Origin of the sequence: Tenacibaculum sediminilitoris, from assembly GCF_964513795.1 — a bacterium.
Taxonomy (GTDB): domain Bacteria; phylum Bacteroidota; class Bacteroidia; order Flavobacteriales; family Flavobacteriaceae; genus Polaribacter; species Polaribacter sediminilitoris.
On the sequence record NZ_CAZEQR010000048.1, the window covers coordinates 22,990 to 49,989 of the forward strand.

Here is a 27,000-nt window from a genome sequence, read left to right on the forward strand (position 1 = left end):
TTGAAGAGGATTAAAAATAGTAGTAGTTAGTTTTTATACTAAGTTTGGTTAGACGAAAAGGCCTTAAGCGAAAGCTTAAGGTCTTTTTTATATGACTAATTTTTATACAAAAAATAAATTCATAGACTAATAAATATATAAAAATAGCCTATCTTTATGTGTAAGAAACAAATTTAAATAAGAGCTTATGTAATATTATTTTCTTTATATCCACGAGCATGATTAGAAAAATAGTTTATGCTAAAAGGTACTTGGACTTGTTGTGGTGAATATCCAAAATATAAAGTTTATTAACTAAAATTTTAAAGAAAATGAAACAAGTAATTTTAAAAACAATTTTTGCGTTATTTATAGGTATAAATTTATCTCTAACAACAAACAAACAGAAGTTAGCAGATCCCATAAAAATTGTAGCAACTTTTCAAGGGTATGATGAATATGGCTACACTTTTTCATTTGTAAACGAAGAAGGAGATGAAGATGTAATAACCTTTGAAACCATTTCAGAAAAAATATTAAATAAATTTAACTTAAAAGATAACAAGTTTGTAACTCAGGAATTTGAAATTACATATAACTATGAAACTTCAGATGATGAAATTGATATTCCTGTATTGTATTCAATAAAAAAAATAGATTAACTATGAGTATTGTAGATTTATATGAGTCAAGTAAGCACAGAAATAATGTGGCACACTTTAGCGCCATAGTAAATATTGCTATGGTTGATGGTGATTTAAATAAAGATGAAGAAGTTTTAGTAAGCCGTTTTGCTAGAAAATTAGATATTACGGAGGCTGAACATGAAGAGATAATGAAAAACTCAAAGAAATATCCAGTAGTGCCACAGCTTAGATCTGATGATAGGTTAGAACGTTTACTAGATTTGTTTAAAATTATTTATGCAGATCATCGAATTGATGATTCCGAAAGAAAATTAATATTGAAGTACGCTATCCAGTTAGGTTTTTCTCATGATACAGCTGAAGAGATAATAACAAAAACAGTTAAAGTATTTAGTGGTAAAATAGATCTTGATCAGTATAAATCGATGCTCAAAATTTTATAAAAATAAAATCCCATTCTAAACAGAATGGGATTTTTTTTAGAACTAGTAAAACATTAAAGTGAAATATTCAATGTTTATTTTGGGTCAAAAATAATTTTGTTTGAATTTACAACATAAACATATCTTCTTCTTTTATAAAAGTTTTAAACTCTAAAGTATATCCGTTAGGATCTTTTATAAAAAAAGATACATGTTCTCCATGCTTATCTTTTAAAAAAGTTTTTTTCACGCTATGATCTGATAACCAGTAATTAACTCTGTTGTACATTTCCTCCCAAGCATCACTATTTATAATTACACCGAAATGAAATGTAGGTAGAGCATGTTTATCAAGTTCATAATCTGGGAAATCAAATTTAAACTGATCAACTAAAACAAATGTGAGTTGATTATTGAATATATTAATATCTGCCCATTCTTTTGTAACTCTTCCAACATGAAATCCTAATTCGTCTGTATAAAATTTTATAGTATCTTCTATGTTTAAACAAGGGAGAGACATGTGAAATGTTGGGTTCATAATTTATTTATTAATCGTTATCAAAATCATCAGTAATTTCTATTTCATCGAAATCATCATCGTTATCGTCTGGCTCATGATCTTCCATGGTCTGTTGTAACTGAGAACTTATTTTCACTAAAAAGAGCGTGTCTTCAGTGTTTACTTCTACAGCTTTTACCGTTTCTCCTTTACTGTTTTTGAAGGAGATAATGTCAGAATGATCATATCCATCAGGATACCTTTCAACCAATAAGTCTAGTATATTGGTAGTTAGTTTTAAATAATCTACAATAACTCGTTTCATTTTTACATGTTTAAAAGATAAGCAAAAATTAATGGAGCAACAATAGTTGCATCACTTTCTATAATAAATTTAGGGGTATCTATATCTAGTTTTCCCCAAGTAATTTTTTCATTAGGAACTGCTCCTGAATATGATCCGTAACTTGTAGTTGAATCTGATATTTGACAGAAATAGCTCCAGAAAGGAGTGTCTTCTCTCTCTAAATCTTGATATAACATTGGTACTACACAAATAGGAAAATCTCCCGCAATTCCTCCTCCAATTTGGAAGAAACCAATTCCTTTTTCTGAGTTTTTAGTATACCAATCAGCTAAGAAAGTCATATACTCAATTCCCGATTTCATAGTAGTAGCTTTTAACACTCCTTTTACTACGTACGAAGCAAAAATATTTCCCATTGTACTATCTTCCCATCCAGGAACAACAATAGGTAGGTTTTTTTCTGCTGCGGCATACATCCAAGAATCCTTTAAATCGATTTCATAGTACTCTTCTAAGACTCCTGACAATAATAACTTGTACATAAACTCATGTGGAAGATAACGTTCACCAGCTTCTTCTGCATCTTTCCAAATTTTGAAAATATGTTTTTGTAAACGTCTAAAAGCTTCTTCTTCAGGAATACAGGTATCGGTAACTCGGTTTAATCCTTTTAACAATAAATCCCACTCTTCTTGAGGAGTCAAATCACGATAGTTAGGTACTCTTTTATAATGAGAGTGAGCTACTAGGTTCATGATATCTTCTTCAAGGTTTGCACCTGTACAGGAAATAATGTGGACTTTATCTTGGCGAATCATTTCAGCAAAAATTTTTCCTAACTCAGCAGTACTCATAGCACCAGCTAATGACACTAACATTTTAGAGCCTTGTTCGAGTTGTGCCTCATAACCTTTCGCAGCATCTACTAATGCTGCAGCGTTAAAGTGCAAGAAGTATTTTTCTATAAAATCGGTTATTGGTTTGTTCATTTTTGTTTTTTTAAATTGATTTTTCAACAATTACTTGTACCACCTCAAAAAGAATTAGAATAATAATAATCCATTCTAGCATGCTGCTGTATTTATGTTGTAGTATATCGTTGAATAAATCTAAATTTTCTTTAATTACATTTAAACTATTTTCTATTCCTTGATGACGTTTTATGATGTCTAATTCATCTTTTAACTTGTAATCTAAATCAGACAAATCTTTAGTATTCCAAGCCACATCTGGAGAGTCAAAAACAAAGAGATTTTCAGCAATGTTATTCTTCAAATTCATGGTTTTTCCAATAAATTTTCTCATTTGAATTTTAGAAAGTTTAAAACTTCCTGTCTTTTCTAATTGCTTTGAATACACTAATGTTTTATCGTGTAAATCAGATGTTTTATTTACATAATTCATTAATGCCACCGATTGTGCTAGGTTAAGCATGATAATATGTGCTATATCATCATTTAATTCTTTAATTTGAATAGCCCCAAAGTCAACTTCTATTGTATCAGAAAAAGTGATATTGTATTTTTCTGAAGGTAAATAATTAACAGCTGAACTTTCTTTTTTTTTAGTTAAAAAACTAACAATTTGATTAATTAAACCATTCGTACAATTTATAAAAACAACACTTCCGTAATCTTTTATATAGATGTATGAATCGTTTGTAATTTTATATAGTAAAAAAGAATGTTCTCTTTTTATTAACTCATACGATTCAAACTGTGAACGAATTGTACTAAGTGCAATTCGTTTTTCAAGATGATATGCAGTTGTTTTTAAGTGCATTTTAATAATCGTCATCGTCGTTTTTAAACTTCGCTAATTTGTTAAATGGCGAGCTATCATCATCGTCGTAATCTTCTTCATCCTCCATTGTAGAAGAGAATTTATAGCTCAGCATTTTATAATATAATTTTGCTGCTAAAAAGTCTGAGGACTTTTCATTTTCGTTAGGGCATAATTCTACGATATCAAAACCAACTACATTTCTTTCAGTAAATACTTTCTTTAAAAACTCTAAAGTTTCGTAATAAAATAACCCTCCCGGTTCTGGAGTTCCAGTACTAGGTAATAAAGATGGGTCAATTGCGTCTAAATCAAACGTAATGAAAACATTACCTGTTAATTGATCAATTACTTCATCCATCCAATATTCATTCACAGCCATATCGTGTGCAAAAAAGACCTTGTCCATGTTCATAGAAGATTTTTCAGACACGTCCATGCTACGAATTCCCACCTGTACTAAGTTGGTAGTTTGGCTAGCTTCATATACAGCACAAGCATGGTTACAAGAGCTACCTTCGTATTCTTTACGCAAATCGGCATGTGCATCTATATGCAATACGGTTAAATTATTAAAACATTCGTTAAAAGCACGAATTGTTCCGATAGAGATTGAATGTTCTCCGCCAAAAAGGGTTACAAACTTATTTTTGTTAATGTATTTTTTAGTGGTTGTACGTACAGCTTCTACCATAGCCTCTGGAGAAGATTTTTCAGTTACAGCATCCGTTAAATAAATACCTTCTTTATACACCTCACTATTAGTTTCTATATCGTATAGTTCCATGTTTTCAGAAGCATCTAAAAAAGCTTCAGGACCTTTGTCGGCTCCTTTTTGCCAAGTACTAGTTCCGTCATAAGGAACAGGAATAAGTACTACTTTGGCATTTTCTAATTTTGCGTATTGATCAGGTATTCCTGCGTAATTTCTTTTTTTCATGGTTATGTTTTTTACTAGTACCCTAAAATAGATAATAGTTCTTCGCTTTTTTGTTGTCCTTTAAATAATTTAGTGGTTAAATCACCGTTTTCGTTTTTGTCAATTAGTATGTGTTTAGGTGTTGGAATTAAACAGTGTTGTAATCCACCAAAACCACCAATAGTTTCTTGGTAAGCTCCTGTGTTGAAAAAACCGACATATAATGGACGTTCTTTTTCGTACACGGGTAAATAAATTCCGTTCACATGCTGTTCAGAATTGTAATAATCATCACTATCACAGGTTAATCCCCCCAATAAAACACGTTCATATCGATGATTCCATTTATTAATAGGAAGCATTATAAAGCGCTTATTTATCGCCCAAGAATCAGGTAACGTAGTAATGAAAGATGAGTTAATCATATTCCATTTTTCACGATCGTTTTGTTTCTTTTGATATAATACTTCATAAACAGCTCCTCCAGATTCACCTACAGTAAAACTGCCAAATTCAGTAAAAATATTAGGGACAGGTACACCAGCTTCTTTACAAGAAAGGTTTATTTGGTTAATAATTTCATCTACCATGTACTCGTAATCGTAATCAAATGCTAATGAGTTTTTAATAGGGAAACCTCCACCAATATTTAAGCTATTTAAGCTAGGACATACTTTTTTAAGGTTTATATATACTCGTAAACATTTTAGTAACTCGTTCCAGTAATAGGCATTGTCTTTAATTCCTGTATTGATAAAGAAGTGTAACATCTTTAACTCTACTTGCGGATTGTTAGCAATTTCACGTTCGTAAAACGATACGATATTCTTATAACCAATTCCTAAACGGCTAGTGTAAAATTCAAACTTAGGCTCTTCTTCTGAAGCAATACGAATTCCTACACTGAATTTGCTTCTAGTTTCATCTAATAATAAGTTTAATTCTTCGTAATTGTCTATTATTGGTATGCAGTTTTTGTGTCCACCATCAATTAAACTTGCAATATTCGCAATGTATTGATCGCGTTTAAAACCGTTACATAATACGTAAGCATCATCACTTAATTTTCCTTCCTTTTTTAGCGATTTTACGATATCAATATCAAAGGCAGATGATGTTTCAATATGTATACCGTTTTTTAAAGCTTCGTCTAACACATATTTAAAATGTGAACTTTTAGTACAGTAACTATAGTTATAAGCCCCTTGGTAATTGTGCTTTTCAATAGCTTTAAGAAACCAGTTTTTAGCTTTGTTTATATTTTCTGATATTTTAGGTAAATAGGTGAATTTTAACGGTGCTCCATATTGCTTCACTAATTCCATCATATCAATGTTGTGAAAAAATAAATTGTTGTTTTCAGTATGAAATTCTGCTTGAGGAAAATCAAACGTTTGTTCTATTAAGTCTTTATATTTAGTATTCATTATTATTTTAATTATATCTGTATATTAGGTACAGAGAATCATTCCAAAAATAGCTGAGGTTTGCACCAAAACTTTTTTAAATAAAAGTGTATAACAAGTCTTGTTGTTTTATAACAAAGTGTTAAACCAAAATAAAATGAATAATTTAGACTCTTAAAGCTAAGCAATCACCGCACTGTTTATAAAAATTCAGTGGTAGAGAGTATTGAAAGTTGGAAGAAACCTTAATTTTTCGGTTGTGTTTCTCAAACACTAAGTAATCTACTACCTTCCCGTAGAAGTTATTGCCGAAATAAGTAAAACGTAACATTTTGACTTATATAATAAGATGTGGTAAATGTAAACTATTTTTTAATACAACAAACTTTTTTTTGTTTTTTTTAATAACCTGTTTTGTAGTTGTTTAATTGTTTTTTTGCTTCTTTATTAACTCTATTCCTTTGTATAAAATAGTTGTATTAGGTATAGTAATTTCTCTTTTTTCTTCTGGCATGTATAAAAGAACGTAAAAACCAGTAATGTTTTTTACAACCCCCTGTAAATCGAAGTCTTTATCTAAAACCTTTATAGTATCCCCTATACGCATAGGATGATAAAAAAACAAAACAATACTAGCTGTAAGGTTTGATAAAATAGACCATTGTGCAAAAAAACCAACTCCAAGTACTGCAAGTATTGAAGAAGCAAAAACAATAACTTCTTTAAAATTGATACCAAAAATTATTAATGAAATAAAGAAAGCTAAGGTGTAATACAAAAAATAGCTAAGATTCAAGATTAATTTTCTTCTATGAGGCTCAATAGCATTTTTTACTATGTAAGACCTAGTAAGTTTCTTAGTAAGATGAATCAAAAAAAATAATGTTATTATTAAAAGCAAGAATTGTAAAAATGGACTGTAAAGAGACAATTCTAAAAAACGATTTTTCATTGTTGAGTTTTTTTAGCGCAAAGATACTTCTGGTTTTGTAAATACAATCTCGAAATAAAAAATTATATTTGATTGGAAATCATAATTCTATATCGTTATGAAAAACATTTTAATACCTTATAACTTTTCAGAAGCAGCAATTAATGCTTTGAATTATACAAAACAATTGTTTAAAGGGGTTGAGGTAACAATTTATTTGTTAGACGTATATATAAGTCAACCTTCAGAATTGTTAAGTGATGAAGAAAACGAGAAATGGTTTAATGAAATGGATAATGAAATTGAAGATGAATTAAAGTATTTGACCGATGTTTTAAGAAGAGAAGATACTAGTTTTAACTATGATTATACTGTAGCATCTAATTCATTAACCAAAGCAATAACAAAAACAATTAAAGAAAAGAATATTGACGTTGTAATTGCAGGTACAAAAGGAGCAAAAAGTTTAGCAGAAACATTTATTGGTACCAATACCATGAAAATGATTAATGCAGTTAAAGAATGCCCAATATTAGTAGTACCAATGCATTATAAGTATAAACCAGTACATCAAATAGTATTTTCAACAAATTATAAAAGGTCATTTACAGTAAATGAGTTACAGTTTTTAATGAAGTTGAGTACAATAAAAAAATGTATGCTTGAAGTTGTAAACCTCTCAGAGGAAAACTTTTTATCTGAGAATCAACAAAGAAATAAAGTAAAGTTAAGAGAGCTATTACAAGAGTTAAATGTTATTTATAAAAAGTTAGATTGGAAAGAATCTGAAACATTGACTTTAGAAAATCATATAGAAGAAACAAATAGCGAACTACTAGTTTTAATAAATCATAAATACAATTTCTTTAATCGTTTGTTGGATGAAAACGTAATAAAAAAATCGGCATTCCACAGTAAAATACCCATATTGATATTGCCAGAAATAGTTTAATTATGAAGTTCACAGAAGAATTCTATACAAGCATAGCTAATTTGTTTTATGCTGTTTCTATGGCTGATAAAAACATGACCGTAGAAGAAAAAAAAAGTATTGTTAAAAGGGTAGAAAAAAACTGGTCTACTTCAGGAAATAAATCGGACAGTGAATTAATTTATGAAACTTTAAGAGGGTTGATTAGAGAAAAGATTACTTCAGAAGAAGCTTTTGAAAGTTTTAAAAAATATTATTTAGCTCATCAAAACGAATTCTCAACAAAAGTAACTCATGATTTATTAGCCGCTTCTCATGAAATTTCTAATTCTTATGCAAGAAAAAACAAATCAGAACTCATAATTTTGGCCAGACTGTACAAATTATTTAATCTCGTATAAAGAAGCACATGACAAGGTTTATAACCAAACAAAAAAATACTAAAAATGTAGTTCCTGGAAATCCAGTTTTTGTAGGAAATCAAAAAGAAGAAAATACTAGAATACGATTAATAGGTTATGATGAAAATGAACTTGTAGAAGTTGAGCTTAAAGTCATAAGTGAACTTAAGAGTTATTTAAGTAAATACAAAAAACTTTGGATTAATATAGATGGTTTACACGATGTTAAGCTAGTAGGAGAAATAGGTAAGTTATTTGATATTCATACACTCGTTCTTGAAGATATAGTAAACACAGACCAAAGACCTAGGGTAGATATTGAAGAAAATTATATTTTTACCAGTATTAAGATGATGTTTCTAAATAAAGATAAACATCAACTAGAAGCCGAACAAGTTTCTATGTATTTGTTGAAAAACATACTTATAACTTTTCAAGAAAAAAAAGGAGATGTTTTTGAACCAGTAAGAGAAAGATTACGTAACAAAAAAGGAAGAGTTCGTAGTTATGGTGTAACATATTTAAAATATTGTTTGTTAGATGTAATAGTAGACAATTATAATTTTTTAATAGAAACTTTTGGAGAGAAAGTAGAAGAGTTAGAAGATAAAATTTTACTCCAGCCTAATAAAAATACACTACAAGAAATCAATAAATATAAAATCGAACTCAATTATTTTAGAAAAGCAATAAGACCTGCTCGTGAAGCAATAAATAATTTTAAAGGATTAAAAACAGATTTAATCACTAACGTAGAACAGCCTTTTTTTAACGATTTACACGATTTAGTTCAACGAAGTTATGATTCAGTTGAAAACTATAAAAATATGTTAAGTGAGCAGCTTACGGTATATTCTACGAATGTAAATAATCGCTTAAACGATATTATGAAGATACTAACCATATTTTCTGTAGTGTTTATTCCCATTACTTTTATTGTTGGTGTTTACGGTACAAATTTCGAATATATACCAGAGCTAAAGTATCGCAGTGGATATTTTGTAATGTGGGGTGTTATTTTGCTTACAGTGATGATTATGCTGGGGTATTTTAAATACAAAAAATGGTTTTAATGATTGTTTAAGTTTTTGAAAATTAAAATTTTGTATTTTTGTAAGGTAAAATGAAAAAAACGTTTCATAAAATAGCTTCTATTTTAATGACTTTTGTAGTATTGTTATCTACAATGTCATTTACTGTTAACAGTCACTTTTGTGGAGATTTGTTAGTGGATATAAGCTATTTTGTAAAAGCTGAATCTTGCGGAATGGATATGAAGCAAGAAACAAAAGCAGACGGTTGTTCAATAACGAAGAAAAATTGTTGTCAAGATGTAGCATCAGTAATTGAAGGGCAAGATACTCTAAAAATTACGTCTTTTGATAAACTGTCTTTTGAAAAACAAGTTTTTATAACGTCATTTTATTACAATTATAGTATTTTATTTGAAGGAATTCACAATAAAGTAGTACCTTTTAAAAACTACACCCCACCACTCGTCGTCAAGGATATCTATGTACTTGATGAAGTATATTTAATCTGATTTTTAAACAATAACTATTTGTCCTTATTAAGAAGTTCAATTAGATGATTTGTCGTATTCGATGTTTTTTAAACATCAATGTTTAATTGTTTTAAAATCATTTTTATGCTAAATAGAAGCATCAAATTTTTAATAGAAAACAAGCTAGTAGCAGTTATATTACTCGTCTTATTCGTAGGATGGGGAACTGTAAATGCTCCATTTAATTTAAATACAGGTTTTTTACCAAGTAACCCTGTAGCGGTTGATGCAATACCTGATATTGGTGAAAACCAACAGATTGTTTTTACAAAGTGGGACGGACAATCCCCACAAGATATAGAAAATCAAATAACCTACCCATTAACAACTTCTTTACTAGGAATTTCAGGAGTTAAAACAATTCGTAGTTCATCTATGTTTGGGCTATCAAGTATCTATGTCATTTTTGATGAAGGTGTAGATTTTTATTGGAGCCGCTCTAGAATTCTTGAAAAATTAAATTCACTACCAAGTAATTTATTACCAGAAGGAGTAAGTCCATCGTTAGGTCCTGATGCAACCGGTTTAGGTCAAGTTTTTTGGTATACACTAGAAGGTCGTGATGAAAATGGAGATGTAACTGGCGGTTGGGATTTACACGAATTGCGTAGTGTACAAGATTATTATGTAAAATACGCACTTTCATCAGCAAACGGCGTGTCTGAGGTAAGTTCTATTGGTGGTTATGTACAAGAATATCAAATTGATGTAAAGCCAGAGTTAATGCGTCAGTACAATATCAGTTTACAGCAAATTGTAACCGCAGTAAAGCAAAGTAACCAAGATATTGGAGCACAAACGATAGAAGTAAATCAAGCAGAATATTTAGTTCGAGGTTTAGGATATGTAAAATCAATAGCAGATATAGAAAATGCTGTGGTTACTACAGAAAACTATACTTCTATTCGTGTAAAAGATATTGCAAAAGTATCGTTAGGAGCAGAGCCTCGTAGAGGGATTTTAGATAAAGAAGGAGCAGAGGTTGTAGGAGGTGTAGTGGTAGCCCGTTACGGAGCAAATCCTTTAGAAGTAATTACCAATGTAAAAGCGAAGCTTCAAGAATTAAGTGCGGGTTTACCAAGTAAAGAATTAAAAGATGGTAGAATATCTCAATTAACAATAGTGCCGTTTTATGATCGCACAGAGTTAATTTATGAAACGTTAGATACTTTAAACGAGGCACTTACATTGGAAATACTCATAACCATTTTGGTAATTGTAGTGATGGTTTTCAATTTACGAGCGTCAGTGTTAATATCAGGACTCCTACCTGTGGCAGTATTGATGGTTTTTATTGCAATGAAAGCCTTTGGAGTTGATGCAAACATCGTAGCTTTATCAGGAATTGCTATTGCTATTGGAACAATGGTAGATGTTGGAGTCATACTCTCCGAAAACATTATTAGTCATTTAGAGAAAAGAGAAGAAACTAAGGTCATTCCGACAGAACGAGGTACGAGTGACGAGGAATCTCTATCTATTAATCAAATAGTTTATAATGCAACAGCTGAAGTTTCAGGAGCAATCGTGACTGCAGTAATGACAACTATTATTAGTTTCATTCCAGTGTTTACGATGATTGGTGCTGAAGGAAAACTATTCCGTCCATTAGCATTTACCAAAACGTTCGCATTGATCGCGGCAATTGTAGTGGCATTGTTTTTAATACCACCATTTGCAGCTGTTTTATTTAGGAAAAAGGAACTGACAAAAAACTTTAAATACATTGTAAACGGAGTTTTAATAGCATTGGGTGTTATTGCAGTGTTTTACGAGAATTGGTTAGGGTTTGTTTTAATTATATTTGGTGCAGTAGCATTATTTAGTTTATATTTCAATAAGATTAAATACAGCTTTTCACTTTCCACTTTCCATTTTAAATTTTCAAGAAATACAATCAATATTATTATATCAGCACTAGCAATTGTAGGTTTATTAGCCGAATATTGGAGACCCTTAGGAGTTGATAAAAGTATTGTTACCAATCTCTTATTTGTAGCGCTTATCTGTTTCGGGTTGTTAGGCTTTTTTAGCTTACTTCAAAAGCAGTACAATCAGATATTACAATGGGCATTGAACAACAAACTACTGTTTTTAACCATCCCGTTAACAGTATTAACTTGTGGATTTCTAATTTTTAAAAATACAGGAAAAGAGTTCATGCCTTCATTAAACGAAGGATCATTTTTATTAATGCCTACCTCTATGCCGCATTCAGGAGTAGGAGAAAACAAACGTGTATTACAGCAATTAGATATGGCGGTTGCTAACATTCCAGAAATAGCAACAGTAGTAGGTAAAGCAGGAAGAACAGATTCAGCATTAGACCCTGCACCTTTATCAATGTATGAAAACATAATTAATTACAAACCAGAATACGTTTTAAATTCTGATGGAGAACGTCAACGCTATAAGATAAATAAGGATGGGTTGTTTATGTTGAAAAATGGTAAAAGGGTAGCGAATCCAAATTTAACAGATAAGACATCAGAAGTTGCTTTTTATGAGGTTTCTTCAAATGAATTAATAGAAGATGAAGATGGTGAGTTATATCGTAATTGGCGACCAAACATCAAGTCACCTAATGATATTTGGAATGAAATCGTAAAGGTAACCAAGTTACCAGGCGTAACATCAGCACCTAAATTACAACCTATTGAAACTCGATTGGTAATGTTGCAAACAGGAATGCGAGCTCCGATGGGAATTAAAGTAAAAGGACAAGATTTAAAACAAATTGAAGCTTTTGGAGTAGAACTAGAAAGAGTTTTAAAAGAGGTGAAAGGAGTTAAAAAAGAGGCTGTTTTTGCAGATAGAATTGTAGGGAAGCCTTATTTGTTAATTGATATAGATAGAGAAAAATTAGCTCGCTACGGGATTACTATTCAAACTGTACAAGATGTATTGAAAGTAGCAGTAGGAGGTATGCAGTTATCACAAACGGTAGAAGGAAGAGAACGTTACGGAATTCGAGTTCGTTATCCAAGAGAACTACGCTCTAGCCCAACTGATTTGGAAAGTATTTATGTGCCAGTAGCAAAAGGAACACCAATTCCGTTAAGTGAATTAGCAACGATTCGTTATGAGCAAGGACCTCAAATGATTAAGAGTGAAGATACTTTTTTAATTGGGTATGTACTGTTTGATAAGTTAGATGGTTTTGCAGAGGTAAATGTAGTAGAAACTGCTCAAAATGTAATTCAACAAAAAATAGATTCAGGAGAACTAGTTGTTCCTAAAGGAATCTCCTATCAGTTTACAGGAACTTATGAAAATCAATTAAGAGCAGAAAAAACATTATCAGTAGTAGTACCATTAGCTTTGATGATTATCTTTTTAATACTGTATTTTCAGTTCCGTTCTGTAGCCACTTCATTAATGGTGTTTACAGGAATTACAGTAGCTTTTGCAGGAGGATTTATCATGATGTGGTTATACGGACAAGATTGGTTCTTGAATTTTAATGTATTTGGAGAAAATTTGCGAGAACTGTTTCAAATGCATCCAATAAATTTAAGTGTTGCCGTATGGGTAGGTTTTATTGCATTGTTTGGAATTGCAACGGATGATGGCGTGGTAATGGCAACTTATTTAACGCAAACCTTTAAAAGAGATAAACCTCAAACAATTGAAGCTATTCGCGCATCTGCATTACACGGAGGAAACAAACGTATTAGAGCATGCTTAATGACAACAGCCACCACCATTTTAGCCTTGTTGCCGGTATTAACTTCAACAGGAAGAGGAAGTGATATTATGATTCCAATGGCAATTCCTGCTTTTGGAGGAATGATTATAGATGTAACTTCGTATTTTATAGTACCTGTATTGTACAGTTGGAGAGAAGAATTTTTATTAAAACGGAAAGTTAAAAGTGAATAGTGTAAAGTGTAAAATTTTTAAATATGAGTATTTTAAAAGATAAAAGTTATGAGTTTGCACTAGAGATAGTGAAGCTTTCGCAATATTTGGTTGCTGATAAGAAGGAATATGTTTTAAGTAAGCAACTTTTAAGAAGTGGTACAGCTATAGGGGCTTTAATACGAGAAGCTGAATTTGGACAAAGTAAAAAAGACTTTATTCATAAAATGAGTATTGCCTTAAAAGAAGCTAATGAAACCTTGTATTGGTTAGACCTTTTAAAGGATACCAAGTATATAGTTGAAGATACATATTCATCGTTGCATTCAATTTGTAAAGAATTAGTAGCAATGCTAGTAAGTTCAATAAAAACAGCAAAAAAATCATTATTATGAAACGATTTATAACTTTCATATTTCATGTAACAAAGAATTGGATAGTTTTGTGTTTTTCATTTTTCAATTTTCACTTAAAACAGAAATCAACTTTTCATTTTCCATTTTTCGCTTTACATTTAAAAAGGATATGCACTTTTAGTTTTTCACTTTTAGTTTTTCACTTTTCAAATGCGCAAGATCTACAAGAATATATAAAGATAGCCTTAGAAAATAATCCAGAAGTACAACAGTTTGATACCAAGTATAAACGTATTTCTGAGAAAAAAGAAGAGGTAAATACATTTCCTAATACCGAGTTTGGAGCGGGGTATTTTGTAAGTACACCAGAAACACGTACAGGTCCGCAGCAATTTAAATTATCTGTAAAGCAAATGATTCCTTTTTTCGGAACTATAACAGCACGAGAAAACTATATATCTTCATTAGCTGATGCAGCTTATCAGGATATTGTAGTAGTAAAACGTAAACTAGTAACATCAGTAGCGCAGTTGTATTACAAGCTTTATGAAGTGAAAGCAAAACAAAAAGTATTAGACGAAAATATTGCATTACTTGAAACGTATGAAAAGTTAGCGTTAACTTCTGTTGAAGTAGGAAAAGCTTCTGTAGTCAATGTGTTAAGGTTGCAAATAAGACAAAACGAACTAGCACAACAAAAAGAAGTATTACAAGAAACTTTTTTAGGAATGCAGAAAGTATTTAATACATTATTGAATCAAAATAGTAACACACAAATTTCAGTAGTTGATAGTTTGCAAATTCCGAAAGAAGTGGATAAAATACAACCAAGTACCTTAAAGCTACACCCAGAATTAGTAAAGTTTGATAAGTTGTATACTTCTGTAGAAAAGTCTGAATTCTTAAACCAAAAAGATAAACAACCAATGATTGGTTTTGGTCTGGATTATGTAAATGTTGGCAAACGTACCGATATGAATGTGGTAGATAATGGGAAAGACATTGTAATGCCAATGGTATCGTTGTCAATTCCTATTTTTAATAAGAAAAATAAATCTATAAGCAAGCAAAATAAGTTACAGCAAGAGGAAATTTTATCACAAAAGGAACAACGATATAATACGTTAGAGTCTGTATTATACAGAGCAGTTTCAGATAGAAATGCATCCGTAATAAGTAACCGAACACAACTTATAAATTTAGAGCAAGCAAAAAATGCTGAACAAATTTTGGTAAAAAGTTATGAAACAGGAACTATAGATTTTAACGATGTGTTAGACATTCAAGAATTACAATTGAAGTTTCAAACGAATATGATTACTTCAGAAGTAAATTATTATATCCAAAGTACTATTATTAATTACCTAACTCAATAAAAGTGAAACATACATATCACATACACGGAATGACTTGTAATGGATGCCGAAGTCATGTTGAAGAAACACTGTCTAAGGTTTCAGGAGTCTCTAAGGTAACTGTTGATTTAAAAAAGTCAGAAGCAGTTATTGAAATGAATAAGCACATTTCTATTGAAGTTTTTCAAAAAGCTTTAAAAAATGATGGAGGTAGGTACAGTATTCATAAAGTAGAAGAACGTCATCATATAAAAGAGAAAAAAAAGGAAAAAGGAGTAGGCACAGGAACATTTTATTGCCCTATGCAATGTGAAGGCGATAAAACCTATGATAAACCTGGTGACTGTCCTGTTTGTGGAATGGATTTAGTTGAAGAGCAAAAAGCGGAGATAAATACAGTACAAGAATGGACCTGTCCAATGCATCCAGAAGTTGTAAAGGAAGAACCTGGAGATTGCCCTATTTGTGGAATGGATTTAGTGCCTGTAGAGCCTAGTCTTTCTGCAGAAGAGAAAACATATAATAACTTATTGAAAAAGTTTAAACTAGCTGTAGTTTTTACACTGCCAATATTTTTAATAGCAATGAGTGAAATGATTCCAAGCAATCCATTATATAATCTTTTGGAACAGAAATATTGGAATTGGGTGCAGTTTGTATTATCTATTCCTGTAGTGTTTTATGCCACTTGGATGTTTTTCGAAAGAGGCTTTAGGAGTATAAAAATGGGTAATTTAAATATGTTTACCCTAATTGCTATAGGAGCAGGTGTTTCTTGGTTGTTTAGTTTTTTTGGAATGGTCTTTCCCGATTTTTTTCCAATACAGTTTAAAACCGAATCAGGAGCAGTACATGTATATTTTGAAGCTGCTACGGTTATTTTAACCTTGGTATTATTAGGGCAGTTGTTAGAAGCACGAGCACATAGCAAAACCAATTCTGCAGTAAAAGAGTTGTTAAAGCTAGCACCCAATAAAGCTATAAAGATTGAAAACGAGCAAGAGGTTGAGGTAAGTATTGATAAAATAGTTATTGGAGATGTTTTAAAAGTAAAACCAGGAGAAAGAATCCCTGTAGATGGAAAACTAACAGAAGGAACCACAACCGTAGATGAATCGATGATTACAGGTGAGCCAATTCCAGTAAATAAAACAGTAGGAGATGCTGTAAGTAGCGGAACCATTAATGGAAACCAAACCTTTTTAATGGAAGCAGAAAAAGTTGGAAGTGATACATTATTGTCACAAATCATTCATATGGTTAATAAAGCAAGTAGAAGTCGTGCACCTATTCAGAATTTAGCAGATAAAGTATCTGCTTATTTTGTTCCGATAGTAATAATTATTTCAATAATAACCTTTATAGTTTGGGCTATATGGGGACCAAAACCATCATATGTATATGCATTTGTAAATGCGATTGCAGTATTAATTATTGCATGCCCCTGTGCTTTAGGGTTAGCAACACCAATGTCTGTAACTGTTGGAGTTGGAGAAGGAGCACAAAATGGTGTTTTAATTAAAAAAGCGGAAGCTTTACAAAAAATGGATGCTGTAGATACGCTTATTATTGATAAGACAGGAACCATCACTGAAGGAAAACCAACCGTAGAAAAAGTAGGAGTATTTGTTAATAATTTAAGTGAAAAAGAAATACTTAGCTATATCGTTTCTTTAAATAGTAATAGCGAACACCCATTGGCAGAAGCTACCCTTAAGTATGCGAAAGAACAACAAGTAGAAGGGTTAAAAACAAGTGCGTTTAAAGCTATAACAGGAAAAGGGGTTGAAGGCACTGTAAGCGAAAAAAAAATAGCTTTAGGAAACCCTAAAATGATGGAGTATGGCAATGCGCAAATAACTAAGGAAATGCATAATGAAGCTAAAAATTATCAAAAACAAGGAAAAACAGTATCTTTTTTAGCAATAAACAATACTGTTGTAGGATATGTTGTAATTGGTGATAGAATTAAAAGAACAAGTGCTAACGCTATTAAAGAATTACAAAAAAAAGGGATTGATGTAGTGATGCTTACAGGCGATAATTATAATACAGCACAAGCAGTAGCAACTGAATTACAATTAGCAGATTTTAAAGCAGATATGTTGCCAGAAGATAAACTACAAGAAGTAACGCAGTTACAAGAAAAAGGAAGAATAGTAGCTATGGCGGGTGATGGGATTAACGATGCACCAGCCTTAGCTAAAAGTGATATAGGAATTGCTATGGGTACCGGAACCGATGTAGCTATTGAAAGTGCGATGATAACCTTAGTAAAAGGCGATTTACAGGGTATTGTGAAAGCGAGAAATTTAAGTCACGCAGTAATGAAAAATATAAAACAGAACCTATTTTTTGCATTGATTTATAATACACTGGGTATTCCAGTTGCAGCAGGAGTGTTGTATCCGTTCTTTGGAATATTCTTATCACCTATGATAGCCGCATTGGCCATGAGTTTTAGCTCGGTTTCTGTAATAGCAAATGCACTACGATTACGAAATATTAAAATATAAGAAATGAAAAAATATATAATTTACATAGGAATTTTAATTACCGGATTATTCTTAGGGTGGTTATTATTTGGAGAGTCTTCTGAAAATAAAGAAGAGCATAATCATACTACTGCAGAAACAAATAAAATGTGGACCTGTTCTATGCATCCACAAATTATGCAACCAGAGCCAGGTGATTGCCCTATTTGTGGGATGGATTTAATTCCTGCGGAAGTTGGAGCAGAAGGATTAGATGTAAATCAGTTTAAATTAACCAAAAATGCCTTGGCTTTAGCGAATGTACAAACTACGGTAATTGGTAATACAATTAATACGGATAATATAATTATAGTATCAGGAAAAATAGCAGAAAACGAAAAATCAAATGCAGTACAAGTAAGTTATTTTGCAGGAAGAATAGAACGTTTAAATGTAAATTTTACAGGAGAAAAAATAAGCAAAGGGCAGTTGTTGGCAACGGTATATTCTCCAGAGTTGGTAAAAGCGCAACAAGAATTGTTAACAGCAGCATCTTTAAAAGAAAATCAACCCGCATTGTACAAAGCAGTTAGAAATAAGTTGAAATTATGGAAGCTGTCAGAGAAACAAATCAATCAAATAGAAGAAACAGGAAAAGTAAAAGAAAACTTTCCTGTATATGCTACAGTTTCAGGTACGATTTCAGAAAAATTGGTAGCACAAGGAGATTATGTAAGTCAAGGACAAGTTTTATTGAAAATAGCTAATTTGAATTCGGTTTGGGCAAATTTTGATGTGTACGAAAATCAAATCAGTAATTTTAAAGTAGGTCAAAGCATAATAATTACTAGTAATGCGTATCCTAATGAAACTTTTAAAGCTAAAATTTCATTTATTAACCCTGTTTTAAACTCAAAAACTCGTACAGTAACTATGCGTGCTATGTTGGTTAATAGTGACCAAAAGTTTAAACCAGCTATGTTTGTTATAGGGAAAGTAGAAGCTAAGGAAAATAAAACAGAAGAACAAGTAAGTATTCCTGCAACAGCAGTGTTGTGGACGGGTAAACGTTCAGTTGTATATGTAAAACCTGAGGCAAATAAACCAGTTTTTGAAATGCGTGAGGTTGTGTTAGGAGAACGAGTGGGTGAGAATTATCAAATAAAAAAAGGGTTAGATTTAGGGGAAGAAATTGTAACAAATGGAGTGTTTACGATAGATGCTTCTGCACAATTGCAAGGAAAAAAATCAATGATGAATCATATGAAAGAAATAGTAGAATCATTTGAGGTTCCAGAAAAGTTTAAAGAGCAATTACAAAAAGCGTACAATAATTATATTGTTTTAAAAGATGCTTTGATAAAAACAGATGCAGGGGCAGCTAAAATAAACGCTGAAAACCTTAAAAGAGATTTAGAGATGATTGATATGAAGTTACTTGCTAGTGAATCGACACATAAAGAATGGATGATGTTGATTCCAGTGTTAAAAACAAAAAGTGAAAAAATAGCACAGGCTTCAGATGTTAATATACAGCGAAAGCACTTCAAAGTATTGTCAGAACATTTTATTATAGCAGTTCAATCTTTCGGAATTAAAGAAGTTACTTACAAACAATACTGTCCTATGGCGGATAATGATAAGGGAGCTTATTGGCTAAGTAAAGAAAAACAAGTGTTAAATCCGTATTTTGGCGACATGATGCTAAAATGTGGTGAAGTAAAAGAAACAATAAATAATAATTAAATATCAATTCAAAATGAGAAAAGTAATCTTAGGAGTAGCTATGTTGGCTACTATCAGTTTAGCAAGTTGTAAAAACGAAGCAAAAAAAGAAACAGAAACAGAAACAAAAACAAAAGAAGTAGCAATGACTACAGCTGCTTTTGGGGTAAGAGGTAACTGCGGAATGTGTAAAAGTACTATAGAAAATGCAGTAAAAGGTGTTGATGGAGTTGCATCGGCAGATTGGGATAAGTTAAAAAAACAAATCAACGTATCGTTTGATGATTCTAAAACTAATTTAGATGCAATTCACAATGCAATTGTAGCATCTGGTTATGATACTGATAAATTTGAAGGAAATGAAGAAGCCTACGGTAATTTACCAGGTTGTTGTCAATTCGATCACAACATGGAAATGAGCTTAAAAGGTGATGTAAAACCAGACGAAAAGTCTAATCACTAAGTAAAAAAAAGTGTAATGAATTTAAAAACTCATTACACTTTTATTTTTTTGGAAACTTTATAAAAGATAAAAACCAATAATTCTAAGATTGAATTACTGGTTTTTGTGACCTCGGCAGGATTCAAACCTGCAACCTCTTGAGCCGTAATCAAGTGCACTATTCAGTTATGCTACGAGGCCTTTTTGCGGGTGCAAATATAAGAATGTTTTTTAAATTGTAAAGCAAAAAGAAGTTTTTTTTGCTCTTTTTAAAATTATTTCTCGTCCGCTATTTCTTGTTTAAAATTATTAATAGTAGGCTGTGCTTTTTCAAGGTCTGATTCATAGATAAATACGTCAACAGAATTGCCTAAAGTTCCAAAGCCAGCTAATCTTCCAGCTTCTTTATTGTCTTTAACTAAAAACGGAACGTCAATTTGATTAAGTAGCTGACTTAATCGGTTTACAAAGATTTGAGATCCTGAGAAAACTTTAATATGCTTGTTCATAATGGTATATTTTAATCTAACGAATGTATTGTAACATAAGCACGCCATCCAATAATAGCTAATTGAAATTTTGATGCTTTAGAGATATCCAATTCTTTTTTAGTAAAAGAAGGTAAAAGAGCCTTATTTAGCTTGGCTAAAAACTTAAAAAAACTTTTTTTCATTAGTCATTGATTCTATATCAAAAATAACGAAAATAATTCAGTGTAAATCAGAAAGTAAGCTAAACTTACTTTCTGATAAGTATATGTATTTTTATTTATTTTTCTTTTCCATCATTTTCTTGGCAAGTTCGGCGCCAATTAACGACTCTAGCAAATTCCCACTGTTTCTGTTTTTACTTCCTTCAATATAAGTTGAAGGCAATCGTAAGTCTTTAATTTGTTGTGCCACTCCAACAGCTGTTTTGTAATCCCATTCAGCCCTTTCTTGTGGTGTTAAACCAGCACTTACTAATTTTGCATTTTCATAGTATTGAGCATCGGCAGCAACTTTTTTACTTTTTGCTTTATACTCTTCAACTTCAAACTGTTTTTTCTCTTTGATTAAATTAAATTCAGCAACTTTAGCCTCTGTTTCTGCAGCGATGGTTTGTTGAATTTGTTCTTTCTCTAAACGAGCGCGTTCTTTTGCTTTTTCAGCTTCTCCTTTTGCTTTTTCTTTTTGAGCACGATAAAACTCGCGTTCAGCTTGTTGTTTCTCTAACTGTGTTTGTGCTACTTCTTCTTTTTGAAGCTGTAAGCGCTTATCGAAAGTCTCTTCCCAGTCGATTTCATTTACAACGGCTTGTACAACAGTTAGACCGTATGATTTTAACGAGTTTCCTTTAACACGCACAGGCTGACCATCACTCATTTTAATTCTAAACCTTTTTTGACGAGACTCTTTGTTAGGAACAGTTCTTACAACCGTACTGTCACCAATGATGTCAGGTTTTTGATTTTCTATATACTCTTCTAATACATACATTCCGTTTTCTAATTGATCTTGAAAATAACGGTCAAAATCAGCAGCTTGTCCAGAGATGTAATCTTGAGCAGCCATTAACTTACAGGTGTTTTTTATAGACTGGTCTATGTTAGGTACAATACGTGAACGAATTAAATTTTTCTCAGTCTTATTCCTGTCAGCAACCGATAAAAATTGATCTTGATCACTAGTATTTATACTAATTACGATAGAAGTAGCAATTTGACCTTTTACCGCATCATTAAACTCCCATTGACGTGCTTTATCTACATAAGCATATTTACTCTGGTCGCCTAACCTGCCCTCTTCATTAGGTATTACATACTTAATAGGTATCTCAAACTGAATAGGAATCAAACGTCCCCACATTTTAGTTTTAATTCCTTGTTGAAATACAGCTTTTTGTCCACCCCAAGGGTATTGTACTGCGTAAGCTGTACCAGGTTCAGCATAAAAGAACATACCTGTTATAATACTCATAATAATCCCGATGAATAAAAACTGTAAACTTCTTTGAGTAGTAAACCAGTTAAGAACTTTGTTGTTTTTGATAATTGAGTTTAAGATAATAGAAATTACCCCGGTAATGATTAATAAAATTCCGATAAATGTTAACATAATAGCAATGTTTTGAATTGATGATTAATAAATAGTTTGTAAAATGGTGATTGCAATTTTTAGCGCAAAAGTAATTAGTTTTAATATTAGTATGATCATTAATTTTAATGTTTTTAGTTAGTAAAAATGGTGAATTCCGGAATTGTTTTTTCAATATAGGGCAAAGGAAATATAGCAGCCAAATTTTCAAATAAGATTTAATTTATTTGAATATGTAAATGAAGTTTAAAAAACATATTTTGTTATAATATGTAAGGATTTCTTCTTTATTTTGGTTTTAATATGAAATACAAAATAGTTAAAAAACATATTATTTGTAATAATCTAAAGGGGGGTTTTATAGAGTTAATAAAAACCAAAGGAAAAATCATTCTTTTCTAGAGGTAATTTTACTCTTTTGATTTTTTTAATCTCAAAAAGTGAAGTTTTCAATGTGCATTTTTCAGACTCTTTTTCTATATCAAAACTTCAATACAAAAGAGTATCTTCGCTCCAAAATTATTTTATGAGTATTTTATACATTATTATAGGATTAATATTTTTGGTGTTGGGCGGAAATTGGTTGTTAAAAGCAGCAGTAGCTTTATCTTTAAAACTAGACATACCAAAGATTATTATAGGTATGACGGTGGTGTCTTTTGCAACATCAGCACCAGAGTTAATTGTGAGTATAAAATCGGCTTTAAACGGAGCTACAGGTTTAGCGGTAGGAAATGTAATTGGATCAAATATAGCAAACTTAGGTTTGGTTTTAGGAATTACGGTAATACTATCGTCAATTGATGTAGAAAAGAGTTTTTACAAAACAGATTGGCCAGTAATGATGATTGCTTCATTAATGTTGTATTTTTTTGTAGCAAACGATAAAATAATACAGTTTTATGAAGGAGTTATCTTGTTTACAATGCTTATAGCTTTTTTAATTTATTTATTACGTTTTCAAAAGCAAGCTGTTGTTGATGAAATGCCAGAAGATGATGAAGAGTTGCCACTATATAAGATAGTGCTATTTTTGGCTATTGGAGGCTTAGGCTTATGGGGAGGTTCAGAATTATTAATTAACGGTTCAGTAACTTTAGCTAAGAGTTTGGGTGTAAGTGATGCTATAATTGGAGTTACAATAGTGTCTGTAGGAACAAGTGTTCCTGAATTAGCCGCATCGATAATTGCTGTTATAAATAAAGAAAAAGCAATTTCATTAGGAAATTTAGTAGGATCTAACGTGTTTAATATTTTAGCGGTTTTAGGTATTACTGCAATGATAACTCCTGTGGAAGTGAAACCAGATGCGTATAGTTTAATAAATAACGATATTTATTGGATGTTAGGTGTTTCATTTGTAATATTACCATTAGTGTTCTTTCCTAAAGGAATGCGTCTTGGGTGGAGAGATGGAATTATCTTATTAGGAGCATATGCTACTTTTATATATGTAACAATTTCGTAAAAAAAAATAGTCTTAACATAAAAAAAAAAGCCGCTATCAGCGGCTTTTTTAGTTGTGTTGTTGTATTTGTTAATTATATATTGGCAGTTTTTACAGTTTCTATAATTCTACCAGCTACTTTATAAGGATCGGCGTTTGAAGCAGGTCTTCTGTCTTCTAGCCAACCTTTCCATCCTTTTTCTACCGTGATAATAGGAATACGGATTGAAGCACCTCTATCAGAAACACCATAACTAAAGTCAGATACATGAGCAGTTTCATGTAAACCAGTTAAACGTTCATCGTTATTAGCTCCATATACATCCATATGTTCATCGGTAACAGGTCTAAATGCTTCACAAATTTTCTCGTAAGTTTCTTGAGAACCACAAGTTCTTAAAACAGTGTTAGAGAAATTAGCATGCATACCCGAACCATTCCAGTCACCTTTTATTGGTTTTGGGTGGTATTCAATATAATAACCATACTTTTCAGTTAAGCGGTCTAATAAATAACGAGCGATCCAAATTTCATCACCTGCTTTTTTAGCACCTTTTGCAAATAATTGGAATTCCCATTGTCCTGGAGCAACCTCTTGGTTAATTCCTTCAAAATTTAAACCTGCCTCAATACATAAGTCAGCGTGCTCTTCAACAAAATCTCTTCCCCAAGTGTATCGTCCTCCTACAGAACAATAGTACTTTCCTTGAGGTCCAGGGAACCCACCGCGTGGAAACCCTAAAGGTAAGTCAGTTTTAGTATCCATTAAGAAATACTCCTGCTCAAAACCAAACCAAAAATCATTGTCATTATCATCAATTTTAGCACGTGCATTAGATGCGTGTGGAGTACCATCTGCATTTAAAACTTCAGACATCACTAAAAAACCATTTTTTCTAGTAGGATCAGGATAAATAGCAACAGGTTTTAGTAAACAATCAGAAGCACCTCCAGAAGCTTGTTCTGTAGAACTTCCATCGAAAGACCAAATAGAGCAATCTTCTAATTTACCACTAAAGTCATCTTCTACTTTAGTTTTACTACGCATGTTTTGAGTTGGTTCATGACCATCTAACCAAATGTATTCTAATTTTGATTTACCCATGATTTCTGTTTTTGTTTTTATGGAATTAAATATGAGGCAAAAATGAGTATTTTTTATGGTAAAGCAAAATTTTAAGGGGTATTTTTGTTTTAAATAACGTTAATTTAATGTTGACCCCTATTTTTTTAGGGGGTGTTTGTTTTTAAAAGTGTATTTTTGATGTTTTAATCTAATACTTTGTATATGTCAATTTTAAGATTCAATGCGTTAAAGGAAGTTTTAAACAGAAAACCAATAACAATAGAAGAAAATAAACGTCGTTCAGAATTGTTTGGTAAAAATGTATTTAATGAACAAGCAATGCGTCAGTACATGACCAAAGAAGCGTACCAAAGTGTAATGGATGCTGTTGAGTTTGGAGCTAAGATAGATAGAAAAACAGCTGATCAGATTGCAGTGAGTATGAAAGATTGGGCATTGTCTAAAGGCGCAACTCATTATACACATTGGTTTCAGCCGTTAACAGGTGCAACAGCAGAAAAGCATGATGCATTTTTTGAAACTGTTGAAGGAGGAGGTGCAATGGAGAAGTTTGATGGAGGTCAATTAGTACAACAAGAGCCAGATGCCTCTAGTTTTCCTAATGGAGGAATTCGAAATACGTTTGAAGCTCGTGGGTATACCGCTTGGGATCCAACATCACCAGCGTTTATTTATGGCACTACTTTATGTATCCCTACAGTTTTTGTAGCATATACAGGGGAAGCATTAGATAATAAAGCACCATTATTAAGAGCATTACAAGCAGTTGATACAGCAGCCACAGCAGTTTGTAAATATTTTGATAAAAATGTGAGTAAAGTAAACGCAACCTTAGGTTGGGAGCAAGAATACTTTTTGATTGATACGGCATTAGCAGCAGCTCGCCCAGATATAATGATGACAGGAAGAGCGTTGTTAGGGCATTCACCTGCAAAAGGACAACAATTAGACGATCATTATTTTGGTTCTATACCTACACGAGTATTGAGTTTTATGCGCGATTTAGAAAATGAATGTATGTTGTTAGGAGTACCTGTTAAAACACGGCATAATGAGGTAGCACCGAATCAGTTTGAGTTAGCACCAATTTTTGAAGAAGCTAACTTAGCAGTAGATCATAATTCGTTACTAATGGATGTGATGGAAAAAGTATCGCAACGTCATAATTTTAAAGTGTTATTCCATGAAAAACCATTTGCAGGAATCAATGGCTCAGGAAAGCATAATAACTGGAGTTTGTCTACCAATACAGGGGTTAATTTATTAAGTCCAGGTAAAACTCCGATGAAGAATTTACAATTTTTAACCTTTTTTGTAAATACAATTAAAGCAGTTCATGATTACGAAGAGTTAATCAGAGCATCGATAGCAAGTGCGAGTAACGATCATCGTTTAGGAGCTAATGAAGCACCACCAGCAATCATATCAGTTTTCATAGGTTCACAATTATCATCCGTATTAGATGAATTAGAAAATGTAACGAAAGGAAAATTATCACCAGAAGAGAAAACAGATTTAAAATTAAATATTGTAGGTAAAATTCCTGAAATTTTATTAGACAATACCGATAGAAACAGAACCTCGCCTTTTGCTTTCACAGGAAATAAATTTGAGCTACGTGCCGTAGGTTCATGGGCTAACTGTGCAGGACCTATGACGGTGTTAAACACTATTATAGCAAGACAATTAAATGAATTTAAAGAAGAAGTAGATAAATTAATAGACACCAAAAAACTTAAAAAAGACGAGGCTATATTTAATGTATTAAGAGAATACATTAAAGCATCAAAAAGTATTCGATTTGAAGGAGATGGGTATGGAGAAGCTTGGGAAAAAGAAGCAAAGAAAAGAGGTTTGTCGAATAATAAAACAACTCCAGAGGCATTAAAAGCAAAAGTTTCTAAAAAAGCAATTTCACTTTTTGAAGAAATGGGCGTAATGAATAAGGTTGAAGTAGAAGCACGTCATGAAATTGAGTTAGAAGAATACTCAAAGAAAATACAAATTGAAAGTAGAGTATTAGGTGATATTGCAAGAAACCATATTATACCAATTGCTATTCAATACCAAAATACCTTAATAGAAAACGTAAGAGGACTAAAAGAAATTTTTGGAAATAATTTTGAGAGGTATGCCAATGAACAAATTGATTTAATTCAGAAAATATCAAACCATATTGCAGAAATTAACTCTAAAGTAGAAGATATGGTTGAAGAACGTAAAAAAACCAATAAGCTAGAAGGACAAAAAAATGCAGATGCTTACTGCAACAAAGTGAAACCTTATTTTGATGAAATTCGTTATCACTGTGATAAATTAGAATTGATGGTAGATGATAATTTATGGCCTTTAACTAAGTACAGAGAATTATTGTTTACAAGATAGTT

General features: G+C 31.6%; 25 protein-coding genes and 1 tRNA gene. 14 read left to right on the top strand and 12 right to left on the bottom strand.

Features of this window, described 5'->3' with window-relative positions:
• Window positions 1–311 precede the first annotated feature (311 nt).
• On the top strand, window positions 312–641 hold the full coding sequence (locus ACKTSW_RS11390; RefSeq protein WP_408025388.1) for a hypothetical protein: 330 nt from the start codon (window positions 312–314) through the stop codon (window positions 639–641).
• 47 nt (window positions 642–688) lie between these two features.
• Window positions 689–1,069 (top strand): TerB family tellurite resistance protein, encoded by a 381-nt coding sequence (locus ACKTSW_RS11395; RefSeq protein ID WP_408025389.1) that lies wholly within the window; start codon window positions 689–691, stop codon window positions 1,067–1,069.
• 106 nt (window positions 1,070–1,175) lie between these two features.
• Here the strand turns inward: ACKTSW_RS11395 and ACKTSW_RS11400 are convergent, their stop codons facing one another.
• The 7 genes from ACKTSW_RS11400 to ACKTSW_RS11430 form a co-directional block, all read right to left on the bottom strand.
• A complete protein-coding gene (locus tag ACKTSW_RS11400) occupies window positions 1,176–1,589 on the bottom strand; it encodes a VOC family protein (protein ID WP_408025390.1) in 414 nt (137 codons plus the stop codon).
• 10 nt (window positions 1,590–1,599) lie between these two features.
• On the bottom strand, window positions 1,600–1,875 hold the full coding sequence (locus tag ACKTSW_RS11405; protein ID WP_408025391.1) for a hypothetical protein: 276 nt from the start codon (window positions 1,873–1,875) through the stop codon (window positions 1,600–1,602).
• A 2-nt stretch (window positions 1,876–1,877) separates the two neighbouring features.
• Window positions 1,878–2,846: a deoxyhypusine synthase family protein gene (locus ACKTSW_RS11410; protein WP_408025392.1), complete on the bottom strand. Its 969-nt coding sequence runs from the start codon at window positions 2,844–2,846 to the stop codon at window positions 1,878–1,880.
• Window positions 2,847–2,856: 10 nt separating this feature from the next.
• Window positions 2,857–3,654 (bottom strand): RMD1 family protein, encoded by a 798-nt coding sequence (locus tag ACKTSW_RS11415; protein WP_408025393.1) that lies wholly within the window; start codon window positions 3,652–3,654, stop codon window positions 2,857–2,859.
• Window positions 3,641–4,579, bottom strand: a complete 939-nt coding sequence (speB, locus tag ACKTSW_RS11420; protein WP_408025394.1) for an agmatinase — start codon at window positions 4,577–4,579, stop codon at window positions 3,641–3,643. The genes ACKTSW_RS11415 and speB overlap by 14 nt, the downstream gene beginning before the upstream one ends.
• 14 nt (window positions 4,580–4,593) lie before the next feature.
• Window positions 4,594–5,985: an arginine decarboxylase gene (locus tag ACKTSW_RS11425; RefSeq protein WP_408025395.1), complete on the bottom strand. Its 1,392-nt coding sequence runs from the start codon at window positions 5,983–5,985 to the stop codon at window positions 4,594–4,596.
• 403 nt (window positions 5,986–6,388) lie between these two features.
• Complete coding sequence (locus ACKTSW_RS11430) at window positions 6,389–6,838, bottom strand: mechanosensitive ion channel domain-containing protein (protein WP_408025396.1); 450 nt, start codon at window positions 6,836–6,838, stop codon at window positions 6,389–6,391.
• A gap of 175 nt (window positions 6,839–7,013) precedes the next feature.
• Here ACKTSW_RS11430 and ACKTSW_RS11435 point away from each other — a divergent pair, with 175 nt between their 5' ends.
• The 10 genes from ACKTSW_RS11435 (at window position 7,014) to ACKTSW_RS11480 (ending at window position 20,025) form a co-directional block, all read left to right on the top strand.
• On the top strand, window positions 7,014–7,847 hold the full coding sequence (locus ACKTSW_RS11435; RefSeq protein ID WP_408025397.1) for a universal stress protein: 834 nt from the start codon (window positions 7,014–7,016) through the stop codon (window positions 7,845–7,847).
• A gap of 2 nt (window positions 7,848–7,849) precedes the next feature.
• Entirely contained in the window at window positions 7,850–8,227 is a 378-nt protein-coding gene (locus tag ACKTSW_RS11440; protein WP_408025398.1) for a hypothetical protein, read from the top strand.
• Between the two features lie 8 nt (window positions 8,228–8,235).
• Complete coding sequence (corA, locus tag ACKTSW_RS11445; protein ID WP_408025399.1) at window positions 8,236–9,300, top strand: magnesium/cobalt transporter CorA; 1,065 nt, start codon at window positions 8,236–8,238, stop codon at window positions 9,298–9,300.
• Between the two features lie 50 nt (window positions 9,301–9,350).
• Window positions 9,351–9,770: an HYC_CC_PP family protein gene (locus ACKTSW_RS11450; protein WP_408025400.1), complete on the top strand. Its 420-nt coding sequence runs from the start codon at window positions 9,351–9,353 to the stop codon at window positions 9,768–9,770.
• 105 nt (window positions 9,771–9,875) lie between these two features.
• Window positions 9,876–13,673, top strand: coding sequence for an efflux RND transporter permease subunit (locus ACKTSW_RS11455; protein WP_408025401.1), 3,798 nt, complete (start codon window positions 9,876–9,878; stop codon window positions 13,671–13,673).
• 23 nt (window positions 13,674–13,696) lie between these two features.
• On the top strand, window positions 13,697–14,047 hold the full coding sequence (locus ACKTSW_RS11460; protein ID WP_330487385.1) for a four helix bundle protein: 351 nt from the start codon (window positions 13,697–13,699) through the stop codon (window positions 14,045–14,047).
• A complete protein-coding gene (locus ACKTSW_RS11465) occupies window positions 14,044–15,384 on the top strand; it encodes a TolC family protein (protein WP_408025402.1) in 1,341 nt (446 codons plus the stop codon). Before ACKTSW_RS11460 ends, ACKTSW_RS11465 begins: the two co-directional genes overlap by 4 nt.
• A gap of 2 nt (window positions 15,385–15,386) precedes the next feature.
• Window positions 15,387–17,879: a heavy metal translocating P-type ATPase gene (locus ACKTSW_RS11470; RefSeq protein WP_408025403.1), complete on the top strand. Its 2,493-nt coding sequence runs from the start codon at window positions 15,387–15,389 to the stop codon at window positions 17,877–17,879.
• Window positions 17,880–17,882: 3 nt separating this feature from the next.
• A complete protein-coding gene (locus ACKTSW_RS11475; protein ID WP_408025404.1) occupies window positions 17,883–19,583 on the top strand; it encodes an efflux RND transporter periplasmic adaptor subunit in 1,701 nt (566 codons plus the stop codon).
• Window positions 19,584–19,596: 13 nt separating this feature from the next.
• Window positions 19,597–20,025 carry a heavy-metal-associated domain-containing protein gene (locus tag ACKTSW_RS11480; protein ID WP_408025405.1) on the top strand — a complete coding sequence of 143 codons (429 nt, stop codon included), beginning with the start codon at window positions 19,597–19,599 and terminating at the stop codon, window positions 20,023–20,025.
• A 106-nt stretch (window positions 20,026–20,131) separates the two neighbouring features.
• On the opposite strand, the gene ACKTSW_RS11485 is transcribed toward ACKTSW_RS11480, so the two are convergent.
• The 4 genes from ACKTSW_RS11485 to ACKTSW_RS11500 all read right to left on the bottom strand — a co-directional run bounded on the left by ACKTSW_RS11485 (window position 20,132) and on the right by ACKTSW_RS11500 (window position 22,100).
• Window positions 20,132–20,205 (bottom strand) — tRNA-Arg (locus tag ACKTSW_RS11485).
• Between the two features lie 74 nt (window positions 20,206–20,279).
• The gene (locus ACKTSW_RS11490) at window positions 20,280–20,513 is read right to left on the bottom strand and encodes a putative signal transducing protein (protein ID WP_408025406.1); all 234 of its coding nucleotides are present in this window, start codon (window positions 20,511–20,513) and stop codon (window positions 20,280–20,282) included.
• Window positions 20,514–20,524: 11 nt separating this feature from the next.
• On the bottom strand, window positions 20,525–20,677 hold the full coding sequence (locus ACKTSW_RS11495; protein WP_408025407.1) for an SsrA-binding protein: 153 nt from the start codon (window positions 20,675–20,677) through the stop codon (window positions 20,525–20,527).
• 91 nt (window positions 20,678–20,768) lie between these two features.
• Window positions 20,769–22,100, bottom strand: coding sequence for a hypothetical protein (locus ACKTSW_RS11500; protein WP_408025408.1), 1,332 nt, complete (start codon window positions 22,098–22,100; stop codon window positions 20,769–20,771).
• Window positions 22,101–22,605: 505 nt separating this feature from the next.
• Here ACKTSW_RS11500 and ACKTSW_RS11505 point away from each other — a divergent pair.
• Window positions 22,606–23,547 carry a calcium/sodium antiporter gene (locus ACKTSW_RS11505; RefSeq protein WP_408025409.1) on the top strand — a complete coding sequence of 314 codons (942 nt, stop codon included), beginning with the start codon at window positions 22,606–22,608 and terminating at the stop codon, window positions 23,545–23,547.
• 73 nt (window positions 23,548–23,620) lie between these two features.
• Here the strand turns inward: ACKTSW_RS11505 and ACKTSW_RS11510 are convergent, their stop codons facing one another.
• Complete coding sequence (locus tag ACKTSW_RS11510) at window positions 23,621–24,631, bottom strand: glutamine synthetase beta-grasp domain-containing protein (protein WP_408025410.1); 1,011 nt, start codon at window positions 24,629–24,631, stop codon at window positions 23,621–23,623.
• A 183-nt stretch (window positions 24,632–24,814) separates the two neighbouring features.
• Here ACKTSW_RS11510 and ACKTSW_RS11515 point away from each other — a divergent pair, with 183 nt between their 5' ends.
• Window positions 24,815–26,998 carry a glutamine synthetase III family protein gene (locus ACKTSW_RS11515; RefSeq protein WP_408025411.1) on the top strand — a complete coding sequence of 728 codons (2,184 nt, stop codon included), beginning with the start codon at window positions 24,815–24,817 and terminating at the stop codon, window positions 26,996–26,998.
• Window positions 26,999–27,000: the final 2 nt, after the last annotated feature.